This is a genomic window from Dyella agri (assembly GCF_044904705.1).
Lineage (GTDB): Bacteria > Pseudomonadota > Gammaproteobacteria > Xanthomonadales > Rhodanobacteraceae > Rhodanobacter_A > Rhodanobacter_A agri.
In genome coordinates this window covers 1-17,469 of the sequence record NZ_JADIKL010000013.1, presented here as the reverse complement: position 1 = coordinate 17,469, position 17,469 = coordinate 1, and the positions used below count along the sequence as shown (strand labels likewise).

At 64.0% G+C, this 17,469-nt stretch carries 15 protein-coding genes; 8 read left to right on the top strand and 7 right to left on the bottom strand.

Annotated features, from left to right (window positions below):
* The first annotated feature begins 71 nt into the window (after positions 1-71).
* The gene (locus tag ISP14_RS16950; protein WP_404542136.1) at positions 72-1,307 is read left to right on the top strand and encodes an MFS transporter; all 1,236 of its coding nucleotides are present in this window, start codon (positions 72-74) and stop codon (positions 1,305-1,307) included.
* A gap of 98 nt (positions 1,308-1,405) precedes the next feature.
* On the opposite strand, the gene ISP14_RS16945 is transcribed toward ISP14_RS16950, so the two are convergent.
* Positions 1,406-2,683: an alkaline phosphatase family protein gene (locus ISP14_RS16945; protein ID WP_404542133.1), complete on the bottom strand. Its 1,278-nt coding sequence runs from the start codon at positions 2,681-2,683 to the stop codon at positions 1,406-1,408.
* Between the two features lie 78 nt (positions 2,684-2,761).
* Between ISP14_RS16945 and ISP14_RS16940 the strand changes: the two genes are divergently transcribed.
* Positions 2,762-3,130 carry a hypothetical protein gene (locus ISP14_RS16940; protein WP_404542130.1) on the top strand — a complete coding sequence of 123 codons (369 nt, stop codon included), beginning with the start codon at positions 2,762-2,764 and terminating at the stop codon, positions 3,128-3,130.
* A 24-nt stretch (positions 3,131-3,154) separates the two neighbouring features.
* Here ISP14_RS16940 and ISP14_RS16935 read toward each other — a convergent pair whose 3' ends face one another.
* From ISP14_RS16935 to ISP14_RS16920, 4 genes are all read right to left on the bottom strand, one after another.
* Positions 3,155-4,582, bottom strand: coding sequence for a nitrilase-related carbon-nitrogen hydrolase (locus ISP14_RS16935; protein WP_404542127.1), 1,428 nt, complete (start codon positions 4,580-4,582; stop codon positions 3,155-3,157).
* Positions 4,566-5,147: a TetR/AcrR family transcriptional regulator gene (locus ISP14_RS16930; protein ID WP_404542122.1), complete on the bottom strand. Its 582-nt coding sequence runs from the start codon at positions 5,145-5,147 to the stop codon at positions 4,566-4,568. The genes ISP14_RS16935 and ISP14_RS16930 overlap by 17 nt, the downstream gene beginning before the upstream one ends.
* A 90-nt stretch (positions 5,148-5,237) precedes the next feature.
* Positions 5,238-5,753, bottom strand: a complete 516-nt coding sequence (locus tag ISP14_RS16925) for a methylated-DNA--[protein]-cysteine S-methyltransferase (protein WP_404542118.1) — start codon at positions 5,751-5,753, stop codon at positions 5,238-5,240.
* A complete protein-coding gene (locus ISP14_RS16920) occupies positions 5,750-7,264 on the bottom strand; it encodes a DNA-3-methyladenine glycosylase 2 family protein (protein ID WP_404542115.1) in 1,515 nt (504 codons plus the stop codon). Before ISP14_RS16920 ends, ISP14_RS16925 begins: the two co-directional genes overlap by 4 nt.
* Before the next feature lie 216 nt (positions 7,265-7,480).
* On the opposite strand from ISP14_RS16920, the gene ISP14_RS16915 reads away from it, so the two are divergent.
* Entirely contained in the window at positions 7,481-8,830 is a 1,350-nt protein-coding gene (locus ISP14_RS16915; RefSeq protein ID WP_404542112.1) for a GDSL-type esterase/lipase family protein, read from the top strand.
* A 30-nt stretch (positions 8,831-8,860) separates the two neighbouring features.
* Here the strand turns inward: ISP14_RS16915 and ISP14_RS16910 are convergent, their stop codons facing one another.
* Complete coding sequence (locus ISP14_RS16910) at positions 8,861-9,838, bottom strand: aldo/keto reductase (RefSeq protein ID WP_404542109.1); 978 nt, start codon at positions 9,836-9,838, stop codon at positions 8,861-8,863.
* Between the two features lie 23 nt (positions 9,839-9,861).
* Entirely contained in the window at positions 9,862-10,746 is an 885-nt protein-coding gene (locus ISP14_RS16905) for an EamA family transporter (protein ID WP_404542106.1), read from the bottom strand.
* Between the two features lie 65 nt (positions 10,747-10,811).
* Here ISP14_RS16905 and ISP14_RS16900 point away from each other — a divergent pair, with 65 nt between their 5' ends.
* The 5 genes from ISP14_RS16900 (at position 10,812) to ISP14_RS16880 (ending at position 17,161) form a co-directional block, all read left to right on the top strand.
* Positions 10,812-11,387 carry a CGNR zinc finger domain-containing protein gene (locus ISP14_RS16900; RefSeq protein ID WP_404542104.1) on the top strand — a complete coding sequence of 192 codons (576 nt, stop codon included), beginning with the start codon at positions 10,812-10,814 and terminating at the stop codon, positions 11,385-11,387.
* 82 nt (positions 11,388-11,469) lie between these two features.
* Entirely contained in the window at positions 11,470-13,140 is a 1,671-nt protein-coding gene (gene hutU, locus ISP14_RS16895) for a urocanate hydratase (protein ID WP_404542102.1), read from the top strand.
* An 82-nt stretch (positions 13,141-13,222) separates the two neighbouring features.
* Positions 13,223-14,587, top strand: coding sequence for a protein kinase domain-containing protein (locus ISP14_RS16890; protein ID WP_404542100.1), 1,365 nt, complete (start codon positions 13,223-13,225; stop codon positions 14,585-14,587).
* 22 nt (positions 14,588-14,609) lie between these two features.
* Positions 14,610-15,761 (top strand): ATP-binding domain-containing protein, encoded by a 1,152-nt coding sequence (locus ISP14_RS16885; RefSeq protein ID WP_404542098.1) that lies wholly within the window; start codon positions 14,610-14,612, stop codon positions 15,759-15,761.
* A 2-nt stretch (positions 15,762-15,763) separates the two neighbouring features.
* The gene (locus ISP14_RS16880; protein WP_404542096.1) at positions 15,764-17,161 is read left to right on the top strand and encodes a hypothetical protein; all 1,398 of its coding nucleotides are present in this window, start codon (positions 15,764-15,766) and stop codon (positions 17,159-17,161) included.
* Positions 17,162-17,469 lie beyond the last annotated feature (308 nt).

The window sequence follows — 17,469 nt, the reverse complement described above, 5'->3', positions numbered from 1 at the left end:
TTCCCGCATCCCCCGGAAGGATGCAGCAGGCCATGCACCGTTCCCCGCTTCCCGATGCACCGGCGACGGACATGCAAGACTGGATCCGCCACGGCACGCCCGCGTTCCGCCGCACCAATCTCGCGCTGTTCGCCGCGGGCCTCGCTACGTTCGGCCTGCTGTATTGCGTGCAGCCGCTGATGCCGGAGTTCAGCCGCGACTACGGCGTCAGCGAGGCGGGCGCGGCGATGTCGCTGTCGCTCACCACCGGCGTGCTGGCGTTCGCGATGCTGTTCGCGGGCGGACTGTCCGATGCCTGGGGGCGCAAGCCGGTGATGGTGGCCTCGCTGCTGTCTTCCGCGGTGCTGGTGCTGGCCAGTGCGGCGATGCCGACCTGGGGTTCGCTGCTGGTAGTGCGCACTCTGTTGGGGCTCACGCTCAGCGGCCTGCCCGCGGTGGCGATGACCTACCTCAGCGAGGAGATGCACGTCGAGTCGATCGGCCTCGGCATGGGCTTGTATATCAGCGGCAGCGCAGTGGGCGGCATGGGCGGCCGCCTCGTCACCGGCGTGCTCACCGACTTCTTCAACTGGCGGGTGGGCGTCGCCGTGGTGGGCGTGATCGGCCTTGTCTGCGCCCTGGCGTTCTGGCGAGCGCTGCCGCCGTCGCGGCATTTCGTGCGCCAGCCGCTGGCCGTGCGTGCGCTGGCGGCGCGTTTCGCCGGCATGTTCCACGACCGCGGACTGCCGTGGCTGTTCGTCGAGGGCTTCCTGCTGCTCGGCGCCTTCGTCACCGTCTACAACTACCTCGGCTACCGCCTGCTCGCGCCGCCGTACAAGCTCAGTCAGGCCGTAGTGGGGCTGATCTTCAGCATCTACCTGATCGGCACCTTCAGCTCGGCGTGGATGGGCCATCTCGCCGGCAAGCTGGGCCGGCGCAAGGTGTTGTGGACGGCGCTGGCGCTGATGCTGGCGGGCGTGGTGCTGACGCTCGCCGCGTCGCTGTGGCTGATCATGCTGGGCATCGTGGCGATCACCTTCGGCTTCTTCGGCGGCCACTCCATCGTCAGCAGCTGGGTGGGACGCCGCGCCGGCGCGGCGAAGGCGCAGGCCTCGTCGATGTACCTGTTCTGCTACTACATGGGTTCCAGCGTGGCCGGCGCCAGCGGTGGATTGTTCTATGCCGCGCACGGCTGGAACGGCGTGGCCGCCTTCGTCGGCGCGCTGGTGCTGGTGGGGCTCGCCATCGCGCTGGGGCTGGTCCGGCTGAGGCCGCTGGTCAATGTGCCCACGCCGCCCACGCCGATGAGCAAGGGCGCGATGGGCTAGCGACGCCGGCTTTTGTAGGAGCGCACCCTGTGCGCGAATGCTCTGTGCCCAGATCAGGGCGAAAAACAATCGCGCACAGGGTGCGCTCCTACAGGGGTTTATTGCGCGGCCGGCTTCAGCATGCCCTTCACGGCGTCGTAGTCGCCGTCGTTCGCGACGGTGGGAATGCCGAGCAGGTGGGTCATCAGCGGGTAGACATCCACGTTCGGGAATTCCGGGTAGCGCAGGCCAGCCTGGAACGCCGGGCCGTGCGCCACGAACAGCGCCCGCATGCGCGGATCGGCGTTGTCGTAACCGTGGTCGCCGGTGCTGATGTGGCCCTTGTGCTGCGTCTGGTAATCGGCGGTGGTGATGCGCCAGCCGGTATCAGCCAGGCACACCAGTTGCGGCACGCGCGGGTTGCTGCCGTAGTGGAAGCGGGCGGGGATGCGCGTCTTGTCCCAGCAGCGCATGTGCTGCTGCGGCTGCTCCAGCTTGCGCTCGATCGCGGCGAAGTCGTGGCCAGGCTTGGGATTGAAGCCGGCGAGGATGCCGAGGCTGACCGTGTGCACCGCGTTCAGCGGGATCAGCTTTTCGATCAGCACGTTGTTTTCCAGCGGCACGCCGGCCATGCCGTGGTCGGCCAGCACGATCAGGTTGATCCCGTCGTACAGGCCGCGCTGCCGCAATCCCTCCACCAAGTGCGCCAGCGCCGCGTCGGTATCGCGCAGCGCCTGGTCCACCTCGGGCGAATCCGGGCCGTGGTCGTGGCCGGCGTGGTCGACCGCGTCGAAGTACAGGGTCAGGAAACCGGGCCGCTGCTCCGCCGGCAAGTCCAGCCAGGCCAACACCTGGTCCACGCGCTGGATCGGCGTCACCGCGCCGTCGTAGGGCTTCCAGTCATCCGGGTGCTTGCCGTGGATGTCGGCTTCGCTGCCGGGCCAGAACATGGTGGCGGTGTGCAGGCCATGGGCCTCGGCGGTCTCCCAGATCGGCGTGGCTTCGGCCCACCAGCGGCCATCGCTCACCGCTTCGCGATTGCCCAGCGTGAACTTGCCGAGCTGCGGATCGAACATGGTGTTGTTGACGATGCCGTGGTGGTCCGGATACAGGCCGGTGACCAGGGTGTAGTGGTTCGGGAAGGTCAGCGAGGGGAACGAAGGCTGCATCGCATCGGCATGCACGCCGTTCTTCGCCAGCATCGCCAGCGTGGGCGTGAGGCCGCGATCGATATAGTCGGCCCGGAACGCGTCGATCGAGATCAGCAGCAGCGGTGCGGGGCGCGCCGCGCTTGCGGTGGCGACCGGTGCGACAGCGGTGGGAGCGGGCGGTTGCGTGGCGCAACCGGCGCTGAATGCCGCCAGCGCGGTCAGCAGCAGGCGAAACGGGAATTTCATGCAGGAATCCATACGATGCGAATGTCCCTCCATGATCGCCCAGATGCCATGACAATCGCACGTTCTTGTGGCCGGAAAATGCACCGCTCCCCGTCACGCTGGCTGCTGGCGGGCCTGATCGTGGCCGCTGGAACGGCCGCGGCGCAGACCCCGCCGGCAAATGCCAACTACCAGCAGACCGTGCGGCAGCAGCAGGTCAACGACCAGCTGCAGAAAAGCCAGCAGCAAGAGCAGCAGCGCCAGAACGTGTCGAACATGACGCAGCAGCCACTGGCCCAGGGTTCCGCGGCGCGCAACCAGCAGAGCCAGGCCGACCGCGCGCAGCAGGATCGCGCGAACGCTCGCCAGCAGGATCTCGTCAACCAGTACGACGCTGCTTCCACGCCGCCATCGCGGCGGCCTGCGGCAACGGCGGCCGACGCGTCCAACCCTTCGCAAGGTCACTGACGACGCGCAGGTGCCGCTGCCGAGTCAGTCGGCGCGTTGACGCATGGGCAGGCATGCCGCGAACAGCAGGGCGGCGAGCATCGCCAGGTCCAGCCACGCGAACCAGTCGCCCCAACGGGAGTACAGCGTGCGCGTATGGCGCAGTGGCAGATCGCCCACCAACTCGGCGTCCTGCCGCTCGCTGGACGCTTCGGCCAGCACGCGGCCGCGATCGTCGCTGAGCGTGAGCCGGCCTTTGCGCGCGGCGCGGGCGATGGCAAAGCCGCTTTCCACGCCGCGCATGATGGCCATGCGGCTGTGCATCCAGCCATCCACGTTGAAGTCGTCCGCGGGCACCAGCATGAGCTGCGCGCCGCGCGTCGCATAGGCGTCGCCGATGTCGTGGAAATCCATGTCCTTGCAGATCGCCAGTCCGATCCGCGGCGTGCCGTCCAGCATGCGATAGGCCTGTCCCGGGGTGAAGGGATCGAGGCCGGGCAGCAGGTGGTGCTTGCTGTAGGTGGCAGGACTCACAAGGCCCGGCTGGAACACCATCGCCATGTTGCGCTGGGCATGCGGGTCGCCTTTGAAGGCCACGCCCACGTCCAGGATCAGGTCGTGTCGTTGCGCCAGTTGCGCGAATGCCGGCAGGGTCGACGTGTCGCTGGAGAACGATGTTTCCGGAATCACCACGACACGTGCGCCTTCGCTGGACAGGCGCTGGGCCGCCATCGCGTAGCGGGCCTGGAGTGCCTGGCCGTCGGTATCCTGCAGCGAGGGCTGGACTGGTTTGTCCAGCGATACCAGTCCGATGCGCAGCGTGCTTGCCGCGGGTGCCCGCAGGCGGCAGGCGCCATAGATCAGCACCGCAGCGATCAGTGACACCGCGATAGTCACCGTCGTTACGCGGGCGCGCCGCGACAGTTGCGGGGCCGCCTGGGCCGCGGCGGCGGCTGGCAACAGCAGCACCAGGAAGCCGATGCCCCAGAGTCCGGTGACAGCGGCGATCTGGATGACCGGCAGCGCGTCCATCTGGGTGTAAGCGATGCTGCCCCACGTGCCGTGCGGCGAAACCAGGTTGTTGATGTATTCGACGGCCACCCAGGTTGCCGGCATCGCCAGCGCCGCGGCCAGCGCCCGTTTCCGTAGCAGCAGATGTCGGAACAACAGCACGCCCAGGGCGAAGGCGAGGGCGGGCAAGCTGAGTACATACACAATCACAGCCAGCGGCAGGCCGATGTCGGTGTGCGCGTAGGTCCACAGGTTGAGTCCGCCGATCGCATAGGCAACGAAGGCCGCCAAAGCCGCCCAGTGGGCGCGGCTGCGCGGCGCCAGCCAAAGCACCGGCAGCGGCGCCAGCCAGGTCAGCCACCACAGCGGATACAGGCCGCTGCCGAACCACCAGCCCAGCGCGGACAACGCGGTCGCGGCCAGCCAGGCCGGCAACGCGCGACGATCAAGCCTTGATGCCATCGAGCAATCTCCCGAGCGATGCGAGATAGAACCTGCGGAACTGCGTTTCGTCGTAGCTGAAGCGGCCGGCGCGGTAGAGCGCGATCAGGCCGTGGCTGTGCGCCCACAGCGTCATCGCGACGTCCCACGGGTCGTCTTCGCGCAACTCGCCCAGGCGCATGCCATCAGCCAGCGCATCCACCACCACATTGAGCGTGGGGGACAGGCGCGCGCGGAAGTCCTCCGGAAAGCGGCGGGCGTCATCGCGACGTACCGAAAACGCGTGGTCGAACAGGTGCGGGTGTTCCAGCGCGTAGTCGAGATAGTTTTCCTGCGCCTTGTACAGCCGTTGCAGGACACCGCTCTCCTCCGCGTTTTCCAGCCACTGGCGCGCGGTGCTGTTGAAACTGTCGTCGGAAAGCCGCTTGAGCAGCGCCTCGCGGTTGGGGAAGTGGCGATAGATCGCCATCGGCGTGATGCCGACCTGTTCAGCCACCCGGCGCATCGTCACGGCGTCCGCACCCTCGCGGTCGAACAGGCGATGCGCGGCGCGGAGGATCTTCGTCGCGGTATCCAGCTTCTTCATGTATACACTGTATACATTGGCGGGCACGCGTGGCAATAGGTCCCTCGGCATGCGCCGAGGGAAGTCTGCATTACCGGGGTGCCGGTCGAATCAGGGAGCGGCGAACAGATCGCCGTGCGCGATGCGCTGCTCCATCGACAGCAGGAAGCGCTTCACCGGCAGCCCGCCGCCGAAGCCGGTGAGGCTGCCGTCCGCGCCGATCACGCGATGGCAGGGCAGCACGATCGGCAGCGGGTTGCGCCCGTTTGCCGCGCCCACCGCGCGTACCGCCTGCGGTTGCGCGATGCGCCGCGCCAGTTCGCCATAGCTGGTGGTGACGCCATAGGGGATGCGCGCCAGCTCCTGCCACACCGCCAGCTGGAACGGTGTGCCGATCGGATGCAGCGGCAGCGCGAACACCTGCCGCGTGCCGGCGAAATATTCCTCCAGCTGCACGCGTGCGAAGGCGAGCTTCGCGGCATCGTGTTTCCAGTGCGGTGCCGGCGCCTTCTGGTGACGCCCGCTCTCGAACCACACTTCGCGCAGGCCCCGCGCATCGGCGACCAGACGCAGCTGGCCGATCGGCGTGGGCAGCTCGTCGTACCAGATCGTTTCCGGGGTGCTCATGCGGACGCTCCCTTGCGCTTCGGGCGCGGCGCCGGTGCCGCGTCGGCGCTGGCGCGCCACAAGTGGATCACCGCATAGGCGCGCCACGGCCGCCACGCTTCCGCGAGCGTGGTGAGCGCTTTCGTGCTGAGCGCGTCGCCACCACCTGCAGCGGCGCGGCGCAGGATCAGGTCCGCGGCGGGGAATGCGTCGGGGTGGCTCAGTGCGCGCATTGCCATGTAATGCGCCGTCCATTCGCCGATACCGGGCAACGCGACCCAGCGCGCCACGAATTCGTCCAGCGGTTGCTCGGCGCGGAAATCCACACGGCCGTCCAGCAGCGCGCGCGCCACGCCGCGAATCGTTTCCGCGCGCGCGCCGGTCACGCCGAGCGCGCGCAGGTCTGCGTCGGCCAGCGTTTCGGGCGTCGGGAACAGCCGGTCCAGCCCAGGCAGCGGCGCCTGCGCCAGTGTCGTGCCATTGCGCTGCACCAGCCGCGTGGCCAGCGTGCGCGCCGCGGCCACGCTCACCTGCTGGCCGAGGATGGCGCGCACCGCAATCTCGAAGCCGTCCCAGCTGCCGGGCAGGCGCAGGCCGGGACGCTTGCGCAGCAGCGGGCGCAACGTAGCCTCGCTGCGCAGTGCGCCGGCGATCGCTTGCGGATCGGCGTCGAGGTCGAACAGGCGGCGCACGCGCGCCACCACGCCGAGCATCAGCGCCGGTTGCGGGCAATGCAGTTCCAGCTTCAACGCATGCTCGCCGCCCGGCCACGCGGACACGCGCAGCCAGCCGGGCGCATCGGCAGGGCCGAACACCCGCGCGTAAGTGGTCTCGTCCACCAGCTCGATGCCCGGTAGCGCGCGGCCGCGCAGGAACGCGAGCAGCGATGCGAAATCGTACGGCGGCCGATACGCCAGCCGCAGCACCAGCGCGCCATCCGTTGCCGCGGCGCGCGGCTGGCGGCGCAGCTCGCGCGGCGCGATGCGGTTTGCCTGCGCGAACGCGGCATTGAAGCGGCGCAGGCTGCGGAAGCCGGACGCCAGCGCGACTTCCGTCACCGGCAGCGCCGTCTCCGTCAGCAGCTGCTTGGCGAACAGCAGGCGGCGTGTGGTGTGCACGCTCAGCGGCGGCGCGCCGAGCCGCTCCACGAACAGCCGGCGCAATTGCCGCGCGCCCATCCCGACGCGTTCGGCCAATTGTTCCAGCGAGCCCTCGTCCAGCACGCCGTGCTCGATCAGTTTCAGTGCGCGCGCCACCACGTGGTCGCCGCGCTGCCACACATCGTTGCCCGGCGACAGCTCCGGGCGGCAACGCAGGCAGGGCCGGAAACCGGCCGCTTCCGCCGCCGCCGCGCTGGCGTAATAGCGCACGTTTTCGCGCTTCGGGGAGGGGGCGGGGCATACCGGCCGGCAGTAGATGCCGGTGCTGCTGACCGCGGTGAAGAACAGGCCGTCGAAGCGTGCGTCGCGGCTGAGCCGCGCCTGTTCGCAGGTGCGCGGGTCGGGCAGGGGACTGGCGTGGGGATCGCTCATGCCTGCAGGCTAGCACCGTCGCGACGACGCGACTCGCCGTTTTCGGACATCAATGGTGCGAGCCGCTTGCGTCGCGGCAGCTGCCGTCTGCGTTGACAATCCGGCACGGGCTGCCGAACGATCCGGGACGGCGCTCCGCCATATCCCGAGCAGGCACGCATGACGCACGCATGTCGCAAAGCCCGTTTGCCGTTCGCTGCCAGGTTGGCGGCGGTCATGTCCGGATGCTTGCTGCTCGCGGCCTGCGCCGTCGGCACCAGGCCGGTGGCACCGACATGGGTCGCTACCTGGGGACAGGCGATGACCTCGCACTACGTGCGCAGCACCGGTCACGACGGCAAATGGCTTCTGGATGCTTACGTGCAGCCGGTCGAGCATGCGCCCACGGTCGATCACCTGACCCTGCGCCAGAGCGTGAACGTCAGTGCCGGCGGCGGCCGCGTGCGCATCCGGCTGTCGAACTACTACGGCCGCGCACCGCTCAGCGTGAGCGCCGCACGCATCGCGCTCGGCGCCGGCGATGCCAGTGACCTGTCGGCGATCGATCCCGGCAGCGACCGGTCGCTGCGCTTCGACGGCGGCAAGCCTTCGATCACCATCGCACCCGGCAGCGAAGCGGTCAGCGATCCGGTCGAGCTGCGCGTGCCGGCGTTGTCGAACGTGGTCGTCAGCCTGTACTTCGACGGCCCGGCGCAGCTCGCCGATGCCCATCCGATGGAACAAGCGCACACCACGTACGCGGTCGACGGCGATGCCACGCAACAGAGGTCGCTGGCGCAACAGCCGGCCGCGCAGGCGCTGCCACATACGCGGGACGCCCCTATCTACCTGCTGACTGGTGTCGAGGTCGTAGTGCCGGCCGGTACGCGCGGCATCGTCGCGTTTGGCGACTCGATCACCGATGGCGCCCTCGCCAGCGCGCCCACCACCACCTGGCCGGCGGTGCTGGCCGGCCTCGCGCAGCGCAACGGCGACGCGGCGGCGGTGGTGAACGCCGGCATCAGCGCCGACGAACTGACCACCGACCAGATCGGTGCGCCCGGCGCCGGCGCTTCCGGCCTGAAGCGTTTCCTGCGCGACGTGGTCGACCGCCCCGGCGTCACCGATGTGGTGGTGCTGTTTGGCGCCAACGACATCAACCGCGGCATCGATCCCGCTGGTTATCCGAACGGCGCCTCGGCCGGCGACCTGATCGCGTCGATGCGTATGCTGGCCGACGTCGCCCATCAGCACCACCTGCGCATCTACGCCGGCACGGTCACGCCGTTCGCCGGATTCCCGGGCTGGTACAGCCCGCAGCGGGAGGCCGTGCGGCTGCAGTTCAATCAGTGGATACGCGACTCGGGCAGTTTCGATGGCGTGATCGATTTCGCCGACGCCGTGGCAGGCACGTACGCCCTGCCGCCGCTGGTCGCGAAGCAGTCGCCGTTGCCGGTGGGTATGGCGACCGTCTGCGCGGGCGACGCCGGCCTGCACCCGAACGACCGCGGCTACGCCGCGATGGGGACGCTGGCCTACAACGTGCTGTTCCACGCGACGCTGCAACCGCCGCAAGGTTGCCATTAAGATCCCACCGCTGCCGGCGCCCGCGCCGGCTCAGGCGTGCCCGAGCACGCGATGCGGCTGGTAAGGCGCTTCCAGTTGCAGGCACTCCTCGTTGTCCAGCTGCACATCCAGCGATGCGACGGCTTGTTCGAGGTGGGGCATCCGGGTGGCGCCGACGATGGGTGCGGTGACGCCGGGCTGGCGCAGCAGCCACGCCAGCGCAATTTGTGCCGGCGCCAGCCCGCGTACCGCGGCCAGTTTCGAGACTTCGTCGGCGACGGCGAAATCGTCGTCGCTACCGTAGAGGTCTTCGGCGAATGCGTCGCTGCCGGCGCGCGTCGTGCGCGCACCATGGCGCGTCCGGCTGCCGGCCAGCAGGCCACGCGCCAGCGGGCTCCACGGCACGACGCCGATGCCTTCGGCGCGGCACAGCGGCAGCATCTCGCGCTCCTCTTCGCGATAGACCAGGTTGTAGTGGTTCTGCATCGAGACGAAGCGCGGCCAGCCGTGCCGGTCGGCGGTCATCAAGGCCTTCTGGAACTGCCATGCATACATGCTCGATGCGCCGATGTAGCGCGCCTTGCCCGCCCTGACGATATCGGCCAACGCTTCCAGCGTTTCCTCTATCGGCGTTTCGTCGTCCCAGCGGTGCACCTGGTACACGTCCACGTAGTCCATGCCCAGCCGCCGCAACGACCCGTCGATCGCGTCGAAGATGTGCTTGCGCGACAGCCCCCGGCCGTTGGGGCCGCGGCCGGTCGGGTAGAACACCTTGGTGGCGACCACCACCTCGTCCCGCCGCGCGAAGTCGCGCAGCGCGCGGCCGAGCACGCCCTCGCTCTCGCCCCCCGAGTACATGTCCGCCGTATCGAAGTAGTTGATGCCGAGTTCCAGCGCGCGCTGGATGAACGGGCGGCCCTCCGGCTCGTTGAGGATCCAGGGCTTGGCCGCCGACGAGCCGTAACTCATCGCGCCGAGGCAGATGCGGGAAACCTTGAGGCCGCTGCGGCCCAGATTGACGTAGTGCATGTCGGTGCCTTGCTGCGTTCCGGTTAGTCCGAGGGGCGGTGCAGGGCGACGGCCACGGCGACCAGCGCCACGCCGATCCACTCCGCCTGGGTAGGCCACTGCCGCAGCACCACGATGCCGACCAGCACCGCCGTCGCCGGGAGCAGGGCGACGAACACGGCATAGGTCGCGCGCGGCAGGCGGCGCATCGCCAGCTGGTCGAAGACATAGGGAATGACCGACGAGCTGAGGCCGACGCCGATGCCCGCGGCCAGCGCCGCCGGATCGAGCAGCGCGGGCAAGGCATCGGCCAGGCCCAGCGGCGAGATCGCCACGCCGGCGACCAGCATGGCCGCGCCCAGCCGGTCGATCGGACTGGTGCGCGGGTTGGTGCGGGCAACGCGATGGGCCAGCACGATGTAGAGCATGAACAGCCCGGCATTCGCGAACGCCCACACGAACGCCATCGGCTGCCCGCGCCACAGCGGGGCGGTGAGGTGGTAGACGCCGGCCACCGCCAGCGCGAGCGCCGCCAGGTTGCGCGGCCGGCGCGCGCCGGCCGCGGCCAGCATCACCGGCCCGACGAATTCGATAGCGGCCACCGTGCCGAGCGGAAGCGCGGCGATGGCCTCGTAGAAGCAGTAATTCATGACCGCGAGGACGCCACCCAGCGCCAGGATCAGCCGCCGTTCGTGGCCGTCCATGTCGCGCCATGCCCGCCAAGGCCTGCGCCACAGCGCAAACACCGCCGCGGCCGAAGCGATGCGCAGCCAGGCGACCCCGGGAACCGGGACCCGGGCAAACAGCAGCACCGCGAACGAGGGGCCCAGGTAATGGAACAGCGCGCTCCCCACGAAGTAGAGATGCGGCGGGACGCGGTCGGCGCGGCTGCCCGCGCGGGACTCTTTATTACCAGTAAGTGTGTTCATGATGGTGAGATTTATAGACCCCCATGACTCACCTGTCAAACGTCGTTTGGTGGTAAATTGCCGCCATGGACGCGATCGACCTCGACCCCGGCGCCTACCGGGGAACCTACAAACTGGTCGGCGGGAGACTGCCGCTCGACCTGGTCAACACCATCAGCTGGCCGGATACGCCGCGTGCCCACGATTGGCTGGATTCGCCCCGGAACATCCGCGGCTGGCTCCGCGCCGTGGGCCTGCCGGCGCCTGCCGACGAGGTGGACGTGGCCGCCGTGCACGACGTGCGCAGCCTGCTGGCCGCGGTGCTGAGGCCGATGGCGCACGGCGAATCGCCATCCGCCGCTGCGGTGGCGCGGCTGAGCGAGGCGATCGGCGACGCCAGTGGCCGTCGGGTCATCGATCCGGATAGCCTCGGCTGGCGCTGGATCGCGCCCGTCACGATCCACGATGCGTTGGCGCCCGTGCTGCTCGATGCCGCGGACCTGGTGACCGCCGGGCAGCGCGAGCGGCTGCGCTATTGCCCGTCCTGCGACTGGCTGTTCGAGGACCAGACCCGCAACGGCCAGCGCCGCTGGTGCGACATGGCCGACTGCGGCAGCCGCGACAAGGCCAAGCGTTACTACCGGCGCAGCAAATCGGGCTGAGCGGCCGCGATGCCGCACTGCGGTTTGCCGTCCGGCATGGCGCTCGCCACAATCGGGTTTTCACCGGCTCCCCGAGATCGCCATGAACGCTCCCACCCGCATCGACACCACCCGCACCATCCGCGCGCCGCGCGGCACCGAGCTGAGCTGCAAGAGCTGGCTCACCGAGGCGCCGTTCCGCATGCTGCAGAACAACCTCGACCCCGAGGTGGCGGAGAACCCGGCGGAGCTGGTGGTGTACGGCGGCATCGGCCGCGCCGCGCGCAACTGGGAATGCTTCGACGCCATCCTGCGCAGCCTGCGCGAGCTGGGCGACGACGAAACCCTGCTGGTGCAGTCCGGCAAGCCGGTGGGCGTGTTTCCCACCCACAAGGACGCGCCGCGCGTACTGATCGCCAACTCCAACCTGGTGCCGGCCTGGGCCAACTGGGAGCACTTCAACGAGCTCGATAAGAAGGGCTTGATGATGTACGGCCAGATGACGGCCGGCTCGTGGATCTACATCGGCTCGCAGGGCATCGTGCAAGGCACCTACGAAACCTTCGTGGAGATGGGCCGGCAGAGCTACGGCGGCAGCCTCAAGGGCAAATGGATTCTCACCGCCGGCCTCGGCGGCATGGGCGGCGCGCAGCCGCTGGCGGCGACGCTGGCCGGCGCGTGCTCGCTGAACATCGAATGCCAGCAGAAGAGCATCGACTTCCGCCTCAAGACCCGCTACGTGGACGAGCAGGCCAGCGACCTCGACGACGCGCTGGCGCGCATCGCCAAGTACACCGCCGCCGGCGAAGCGAAATCCATCGCGCTTCTTGGAAACGCGGCGGATATCCTGCCCGAACTCGTGCGCCGTGGCGTGAAGCCCGACGCCGTGACCGACCAGACCAGCGCGCACGACCCGGTCAACGGCTACCTGCCCAGCGGCTGGACCGTGGAGCAGTGGTTCGAGCGCCGCAAGAGCGACCCCAACGGCACCCGCGACGCCGCCAAGAAGTCGATGAAGAAGCACGTGGAAGCCATGCTCGCCTTCCACGCGCAGGGCATCCCCACCTTCGACTACGGCAACAACATCCGCCAGATGGCCAAGGACGAAGGCTGCGACAACGCCTTCGCCTTCCCCGGCTTCGTGCCCGCCTACGTGCGCCCGCTGTTCTGCCGCGGCGTGGGCCCGTTCCGTTGGGTGGCGCTGTCCGGTGACCCGGAAGACATCTACAAGACCGACCAGAAGGTAAAGGAGCTGATCCCCGACGATGAGCACCTGCACCGCTGGCTGGACATGGCCAAGGAGCGCATCAACTTCCAGGGCCTGCCCGCGCGCATCTGCTGGGTGGGCCTGGGCCAACGCCACAAGCTCGGCCTCGCCTTCAACGAAATGGTGCGCAACGGCGAGCTGAAGGCGCCGGTGGTGATCGGCCGCGACCACCTCGACTCCGGCTCCGTCGCTTCACCGAACCGCGAAACCGAGGCAATGAAGGACGGCAGCGATGCCGTGTCCGACTGGCCGTTGCTCAATGCGCTGCTCAATACCGCAGGTGGCGCGACGTGGGTGTCGCTGCATCATGGTGGCGGCGTGGGGATGGGTTACAGCCAGCACTCCGGTGTGGTGATCGTGTGCGATGGCAGCGCCGAGGCGGACAAGCGGATTGCGCGGGTGTTGTGGAACGATCCGGGTACCGGCGTGATGCGGCATGCGGATGCGGGGTATGAGATTGCGGTGGAGTGTGCGAAGGAGCAGGGGTTGAAGTTGCCGATGGTTTGACTCTTGTATTGGCGCGGGTGCAGTTGCGCTAAATCTGCAAAGGAACCTTAGTTAGTAGCCCAAAGTACATAAAGGTACAGTCATGGATCGAGCACAGGCAGATGCACTTAGGGATTCACTGGTCGGAAGAACTGTCGGTGGCTGGAGCATCGACGGCTTTCACGGTCATGGAAAATCCGCTGTTGTCATGGCGTCTCAACGGAATGGAGTGCGCGGAGCAATAAAAGTTTTCCATCCCGAACTGATAGAACGATTTGGTCGGGAAGTGCAATTAGAACGAATACGGCGCGAAACAAGTTTGGTCGGCATTAGGCACGAGAACCTCGTTGAAATTCTAGGCGGAGGGGTTTGCGAAGATACCGGCCATCTTTTCGTGGTTATGGAAGAGCTAGATTGGAGAAATCTGAAAGATGCGTTACTTGACGTTCCTGATGAGTCGATCAAAATCATAATTCGCGACGTCGCTCTCGCGGCCAGGTTTTTGGAAAATAGAGCGTTAGTTCATCGAGATATTAAGCCGGAAAATATAGCCGTAAACGCAGACTACACACGTGCGAAGCTACTAGATCTTGGCGTAATTCGTCCATTTGGTCTTGCGGACTTAACGGATGTGAATGCGCGCCCTTTTATAGGTACGCTACGTTATAGTTCTCCAGAGTTCCTCAGGCGCGAGGAGGAGGATACGCCCGATGGATGGAGAGCGATATCGTTCCATCAAATTGGTGCTGTTCTACATGATCTTCTGATGAAGGTTGAGCTATTTCACGAGTATTCAGAGCCTTACCCCGTTTTAGTCGAGGCGGTACAAAAAGTGCTACCTCAGGTTCACGGGATGGACGCAGAATTAACAGCCACCTGCAAGCATAGTTTGGTTAAATCTCCGAAGACCCGTCTAGAGCTAGTTACGTGGAGCAGCTTTATTCCCGGAGAGGATGGTGCACCAAAGGCGTTGGCTTTGCATGAAAAAATCAAACTGCGGCAGCGCTACCATCAAGAGGTAAATATGGAGTCTGGGCTCGCAGATGGAGAAGGCTGGCGCCTCCTCAAGCAAACGCTAGAAGAAGTAAGTAGCGCATTAGATATAAAAATTGCCGTCCTTCTATCTACTTTGAAGTGTTTTCCTCTTCACACCATCCAGCATCGCGTTTCCGCTGAGACTAGTTCTTTTTCCAGTATTGTAAGCTTTGAGAGCGACAAATCTATAGGGCTGCCGACGGGCATCGATATCGTCTTGGATATGAGTCTTATAGATCATAATAACGGCGATCCCGTATATCGGCTGTCAGGACAATCGTCTACGGTCGGTGTATCAGGAGAGAAGTTAATGCTGGTGGTCGATGAGGTAATAGTATTGGGTCTGCTCAACGATGTGATCGCGAGCCCGCGGATAGAGGAATTTCTTCTTTCTACGCTGGAAAAAGCGTACGAGGCTTTAGATTTAGGTTAACTTGTGTTAGGGGGAGGGGGGTATGAGTGGTGTATGGTGGAAGGATCCTTCAGAGTTAATTGAGGAGCAGATCGAAATTCTGGATCTGCCGCTAGATAGAAGTCTGCTAATTCAGGGGCCGCCCGGGAGTGGAAAGACAAATCTTCTCTTGCTGCGCGCCAACTACATGTTTCTAGCTGATCAGCCCAATATCAACGTAGTGGTGTTTGGATCTGTATTGCGGGATTTTATCCAACTAGGTGGCGATGTTTACAAGTTTCCTCGAGACAGAGTGACGACGCATTCTAGGCTATTCGGTTTTGTCCTTGCGGAGAACGGTGTGCCAGTCGACACGAAAGGCATGTCCTTTGTGCAATCGAGGGATGCGCGCAGATTGGGTATTTCAAAGTTAAGTGAGAAAGGAGAGTTGGGCGCAGTGTATCAAGGACTCTTTCTTGATGAGGCGCAAGACTACGTTCCTGATGAGATCAAGCTTTTGAGGAAGTTGACTTCTACTATTACCGCCGCCAGTGATTCAAAACAGAAAATATTTGATGGCGATGACTGCACTCAGGAACTTAAGGCTAGCGTCGATGAGTGTCGTCAGCTCAAGTATCACTTCCGCAATGGCAGGCAGATATGTCGCGCTGCAGACGCAATCATGCAAGGCAAAGCGAACTACACATCGATGACGCAGCATTCTCACTATGATGAGGCTGAATATCCTTCCTCTGTTTTAGTCAGAAAGGGTTTGGATATCGAAGGTCAAGCTGCGGCCATTGCTTCTCAGCTCAATGATCAGCGTGTGGCCTATCCTGAGGACGTTATTGGAGTCCTGTGCCCGCGAAGGCAGGAGCTTGATGAAATTTACGGATATCTAATGCATTCGCCATTGGCGGGTGAGGTGACTCGTTGTAACGAACCTGGATTTGACCCTAACTGCCACATTTGGCTCACAACAATATCTTCTTCCAAGGGTCTTGAGTTTAGGGCGGTACATCTCGCCGGCTTGGACTTTATTTCTTCTACTGGAGCAGGTCAAAGGAGGCTGGCCTTCACGGCAGTTACTAGGGCTAAAACTTCGCTCACGCTGTATTACGAGAAAAAGGTTCCCGGATATCTTGATGCTGCGATGCGGATTTTTGATCCACTAAAGAAGTCAATTTCCAAAGCAATGATCTTTGGTAAGGAATAGTTATGTGGAAAGCACGCCTAAATAGACGCGAACTATTGGAATCACTTCTTGTTGATGTCGTAGCCAAGGTCGAGCGTTGCGATAACATCGAGCTCGATGCTAATTCCTCCTTGGATGACGATCAGTTTTTGGTCTTTTGGAGGTCCAATCCTGTCGCTAGTAATGAGTTCCCTGTGCTACTGGTCGTGCCGGACGCGAAAGTAGTCGAGACGCTTGCGTTACTTGCTTCAACTCCACAGCTGCCCTCTCCATTTTCGTCGTTCTGTCGTGTAGTTTCTGAGATCGATTTTCGTGCCTTGGCTACCCATAAGTCTTCTGGAAGAAGCGAGGTCTTGGACGGATTGGTTGGAATGTCGTTGGCTGAGGTTGCAATTTTATCGAACGGAAATTTGCGGGTCTCCGACATTGGGCCGGCGGCTTGTAGGCGGTCGCTTTCCTTTACGTTCGGCCGGAGCCTTTTTGCCTGCGCAACTCATTTTCTCCCCATTAGCGTTGAGGGCTGGTACAGAGTACAGCAAGTTGTAAATCCATTCGCTAACATTGGGCTAATGCGGGACGTTGGTGCGGCTTCAACCATGATGTTTGGCGTGGCTGCTGAGGTTTTTTCTGGCCTGCCCCCTACGACAGTTATGAGTTCGGTTTGCTATGAAATTCTAGAATTTGGCGAGCCGTCTGAGGACGTTTGGGCGAACCTAAAGTCCCCGGTTGGCGAGTCTCCGTCACTGAAGACGTTAAATGCTTATGCTCGGGAGGAGCGCGGTTCGTACTTGCAGGCAGCTCTAGCAAGTATGGAGATCGCCAGGGCTCGGCCAACTGATGAGGAGGTTGCTTTTTGCGCGCTTCTTGCTTCTCGGATTGCTCCCGGTTCTTTTGAGCATATGAATCTGCTTGCGAGCTTTCCTGACAAGCGAGTGGCGCTTTGGTACGGTTTTTTTGCGGCGCTGCAGCGGCGGTCGCAGGCGCTTCGCAGTTATGGCGGAATCGGTCTGAGGGTCCGTCGAGATTTATTGAAGGCCGTTAAGTTTTCAGAGATTCCATCCTCAGATATATCTCTCAATGAACTGCTAGTAATTTCGAGGCAGGGCATTGATATGATGTCGAAGAGACTTGGGCATTCTAATGAAATCGTTGTCGAATTGTGCCCGACGTTGGAGGCGAGTTTTCGGTTCGCGTTGAAGCAAGAGAAGGCGGCCGAATATTCTGGAGGGGAGGATAGTCAGCGGAGGATTTCGTTTCCTAATGATGTTTCAGATGATCCGTCATCGGTGGTTGTTGATAAGCTTGATACTGCGCGGCAGTTGCTAGCGGAGATTTCGATCGTCCTAAAAGGGGTTGGTTACAGCGAGGAAAAGGGTGTGCGTGCGTCTAAAGGACGTAATACACCTAAACGTTCGCGATAATGGGCGGAGGCAATTAGGCCGCAATCATGGGTCAATTTCCTCGTTTGCGAGCCTCCTTCGCCGGTTGACTTTGGGATTTTCAGGTCTGGCCATGGGCTCTGCCGGGCACACCTTGGCGAAGCGGCCCGGCAGGTTCGCGCTTGGACTCAATACGGCACGTCGCTCGAATGGTAATCCCCCCGTAAATTAGCAGACGCTGAAAGTGGAATTTTCTCGTAATCTTTCCCGAGGAGGTTCCATGAAGAAGTCCCGATTCAGCGATAGCCAGATCATCGCCGTGCTCAAGCAAGCCGAGGACGGTACGCCCG

Excerpts from the sequence above, each read along its gene's own strand:
- ISP14_RS16925 (WP_404542118.1), bottom strand. The coding sequence starts at position 5,753 with ATGAGCACCCCGGAAACGATCTGGTACGACGAGCTGCCCACGCCGATC.
- hutU (WP_404542102.1), top strand. The coding sequence starts at position 11,470 with ATGAACGCTCCCACCCGCATCGACACCACCCGCACCATCCGCGCGCCG.
- ISP14_RS16945 (WP_404542133.1), bottom strand. The coding sequence starts at position 2,683 with ATGAAATTCCCGTTTCGCCTGCTGCTGACCGCGCTGGCGGCATTCAGC.
- ISP14_RS16900 (WP_404542104.1), top strand. The coding sequence starts at position 10,812 with ATGGACGCGATCGACCTCGACCCCGGCGCCTACCGGGGAACCTACAAA.
- ISP14_RS16920 (WP_404542115.1), bottom strand. The coding sequence starts at position 7,264 with ATGAGCGATCCCCACGCCAGTCCCCTGCCCGACCCGCGCACCTGCGAA.
- ISP14_RS16910 (WP_404542109.1), bottom strand. The coding sequence starts at position 9,838 with ATGCACTACGTCAATCTGGGCCGCAGCGGCCTCAAGGTTTCCCGCATC.
- ISP14_RS16950 (WP_404542136.1), top strand. The coding sequence starts at position 72 with ATGCAAGACTGGATCCGCCACGGCACGCCCGCGTTCCGCCGCACCAAT.
- ISP14_RS16880 (WP_404542096.1), top strand. The coding sequence starts at position 15,764 with ATGTGGAAAGCACGCCTAAATAGACGCGAACTATTGGAATCACTTCTT.
- ISP14_RS16940 (WP_404542130.1), top strand. The coding sequence starts at position 2,762 with ATGCACCGCTCCCCGTCACGCTGGCTGCTGGCGGGCCTGATCGTGGCC.
- ISP14_RS16890 (WP_404542100.1), top strand. The coding sequence starts at position 13,223 with ATGGATCGAGCACAGGCAGATGCACTTAGGGATTCACTGGTCGGAAGA.
- ISP14_RS16935 (WP_404542127.1), bottom strand. The coding sequence starts at position 4,582 with ATGGCATCAAGGCTTGATCGTCGCGCGTTGCCGGCCTGGCTGGCCGCG.
- ISP14_RS16905 (WP_404542106.1), bottom strand. The coding sequence starts at position 10,746 with ATGAACACACTTACTGGTAATAAAGAGTCCCGCGCGGGCAGCCGCGCC.
- ISP14_RS16930 (WP_404542122.1), bottom strand. The coding sequence starts at position 5,147 with ATGAAGAAGCTGGATACCGCGACGAAGATCCTCCGCGCCGCGCATCGC.
- ISP14_RS16885 (WP_404542098.1), top strand. The coding sequence starts at position 14,610 with ATGAGTGGTGTATGGTGGAAGGATCCTTCAGAGTTAATTGAGGAGCAG.
- ISP14_RS16915 (WP_404542112.1), top strand. The coding sequence starts at position 7,481 with ATGTCCGGATGCTTGCTGCTCGCGGCCTGCGCCGTCGGCACCAGGCCG.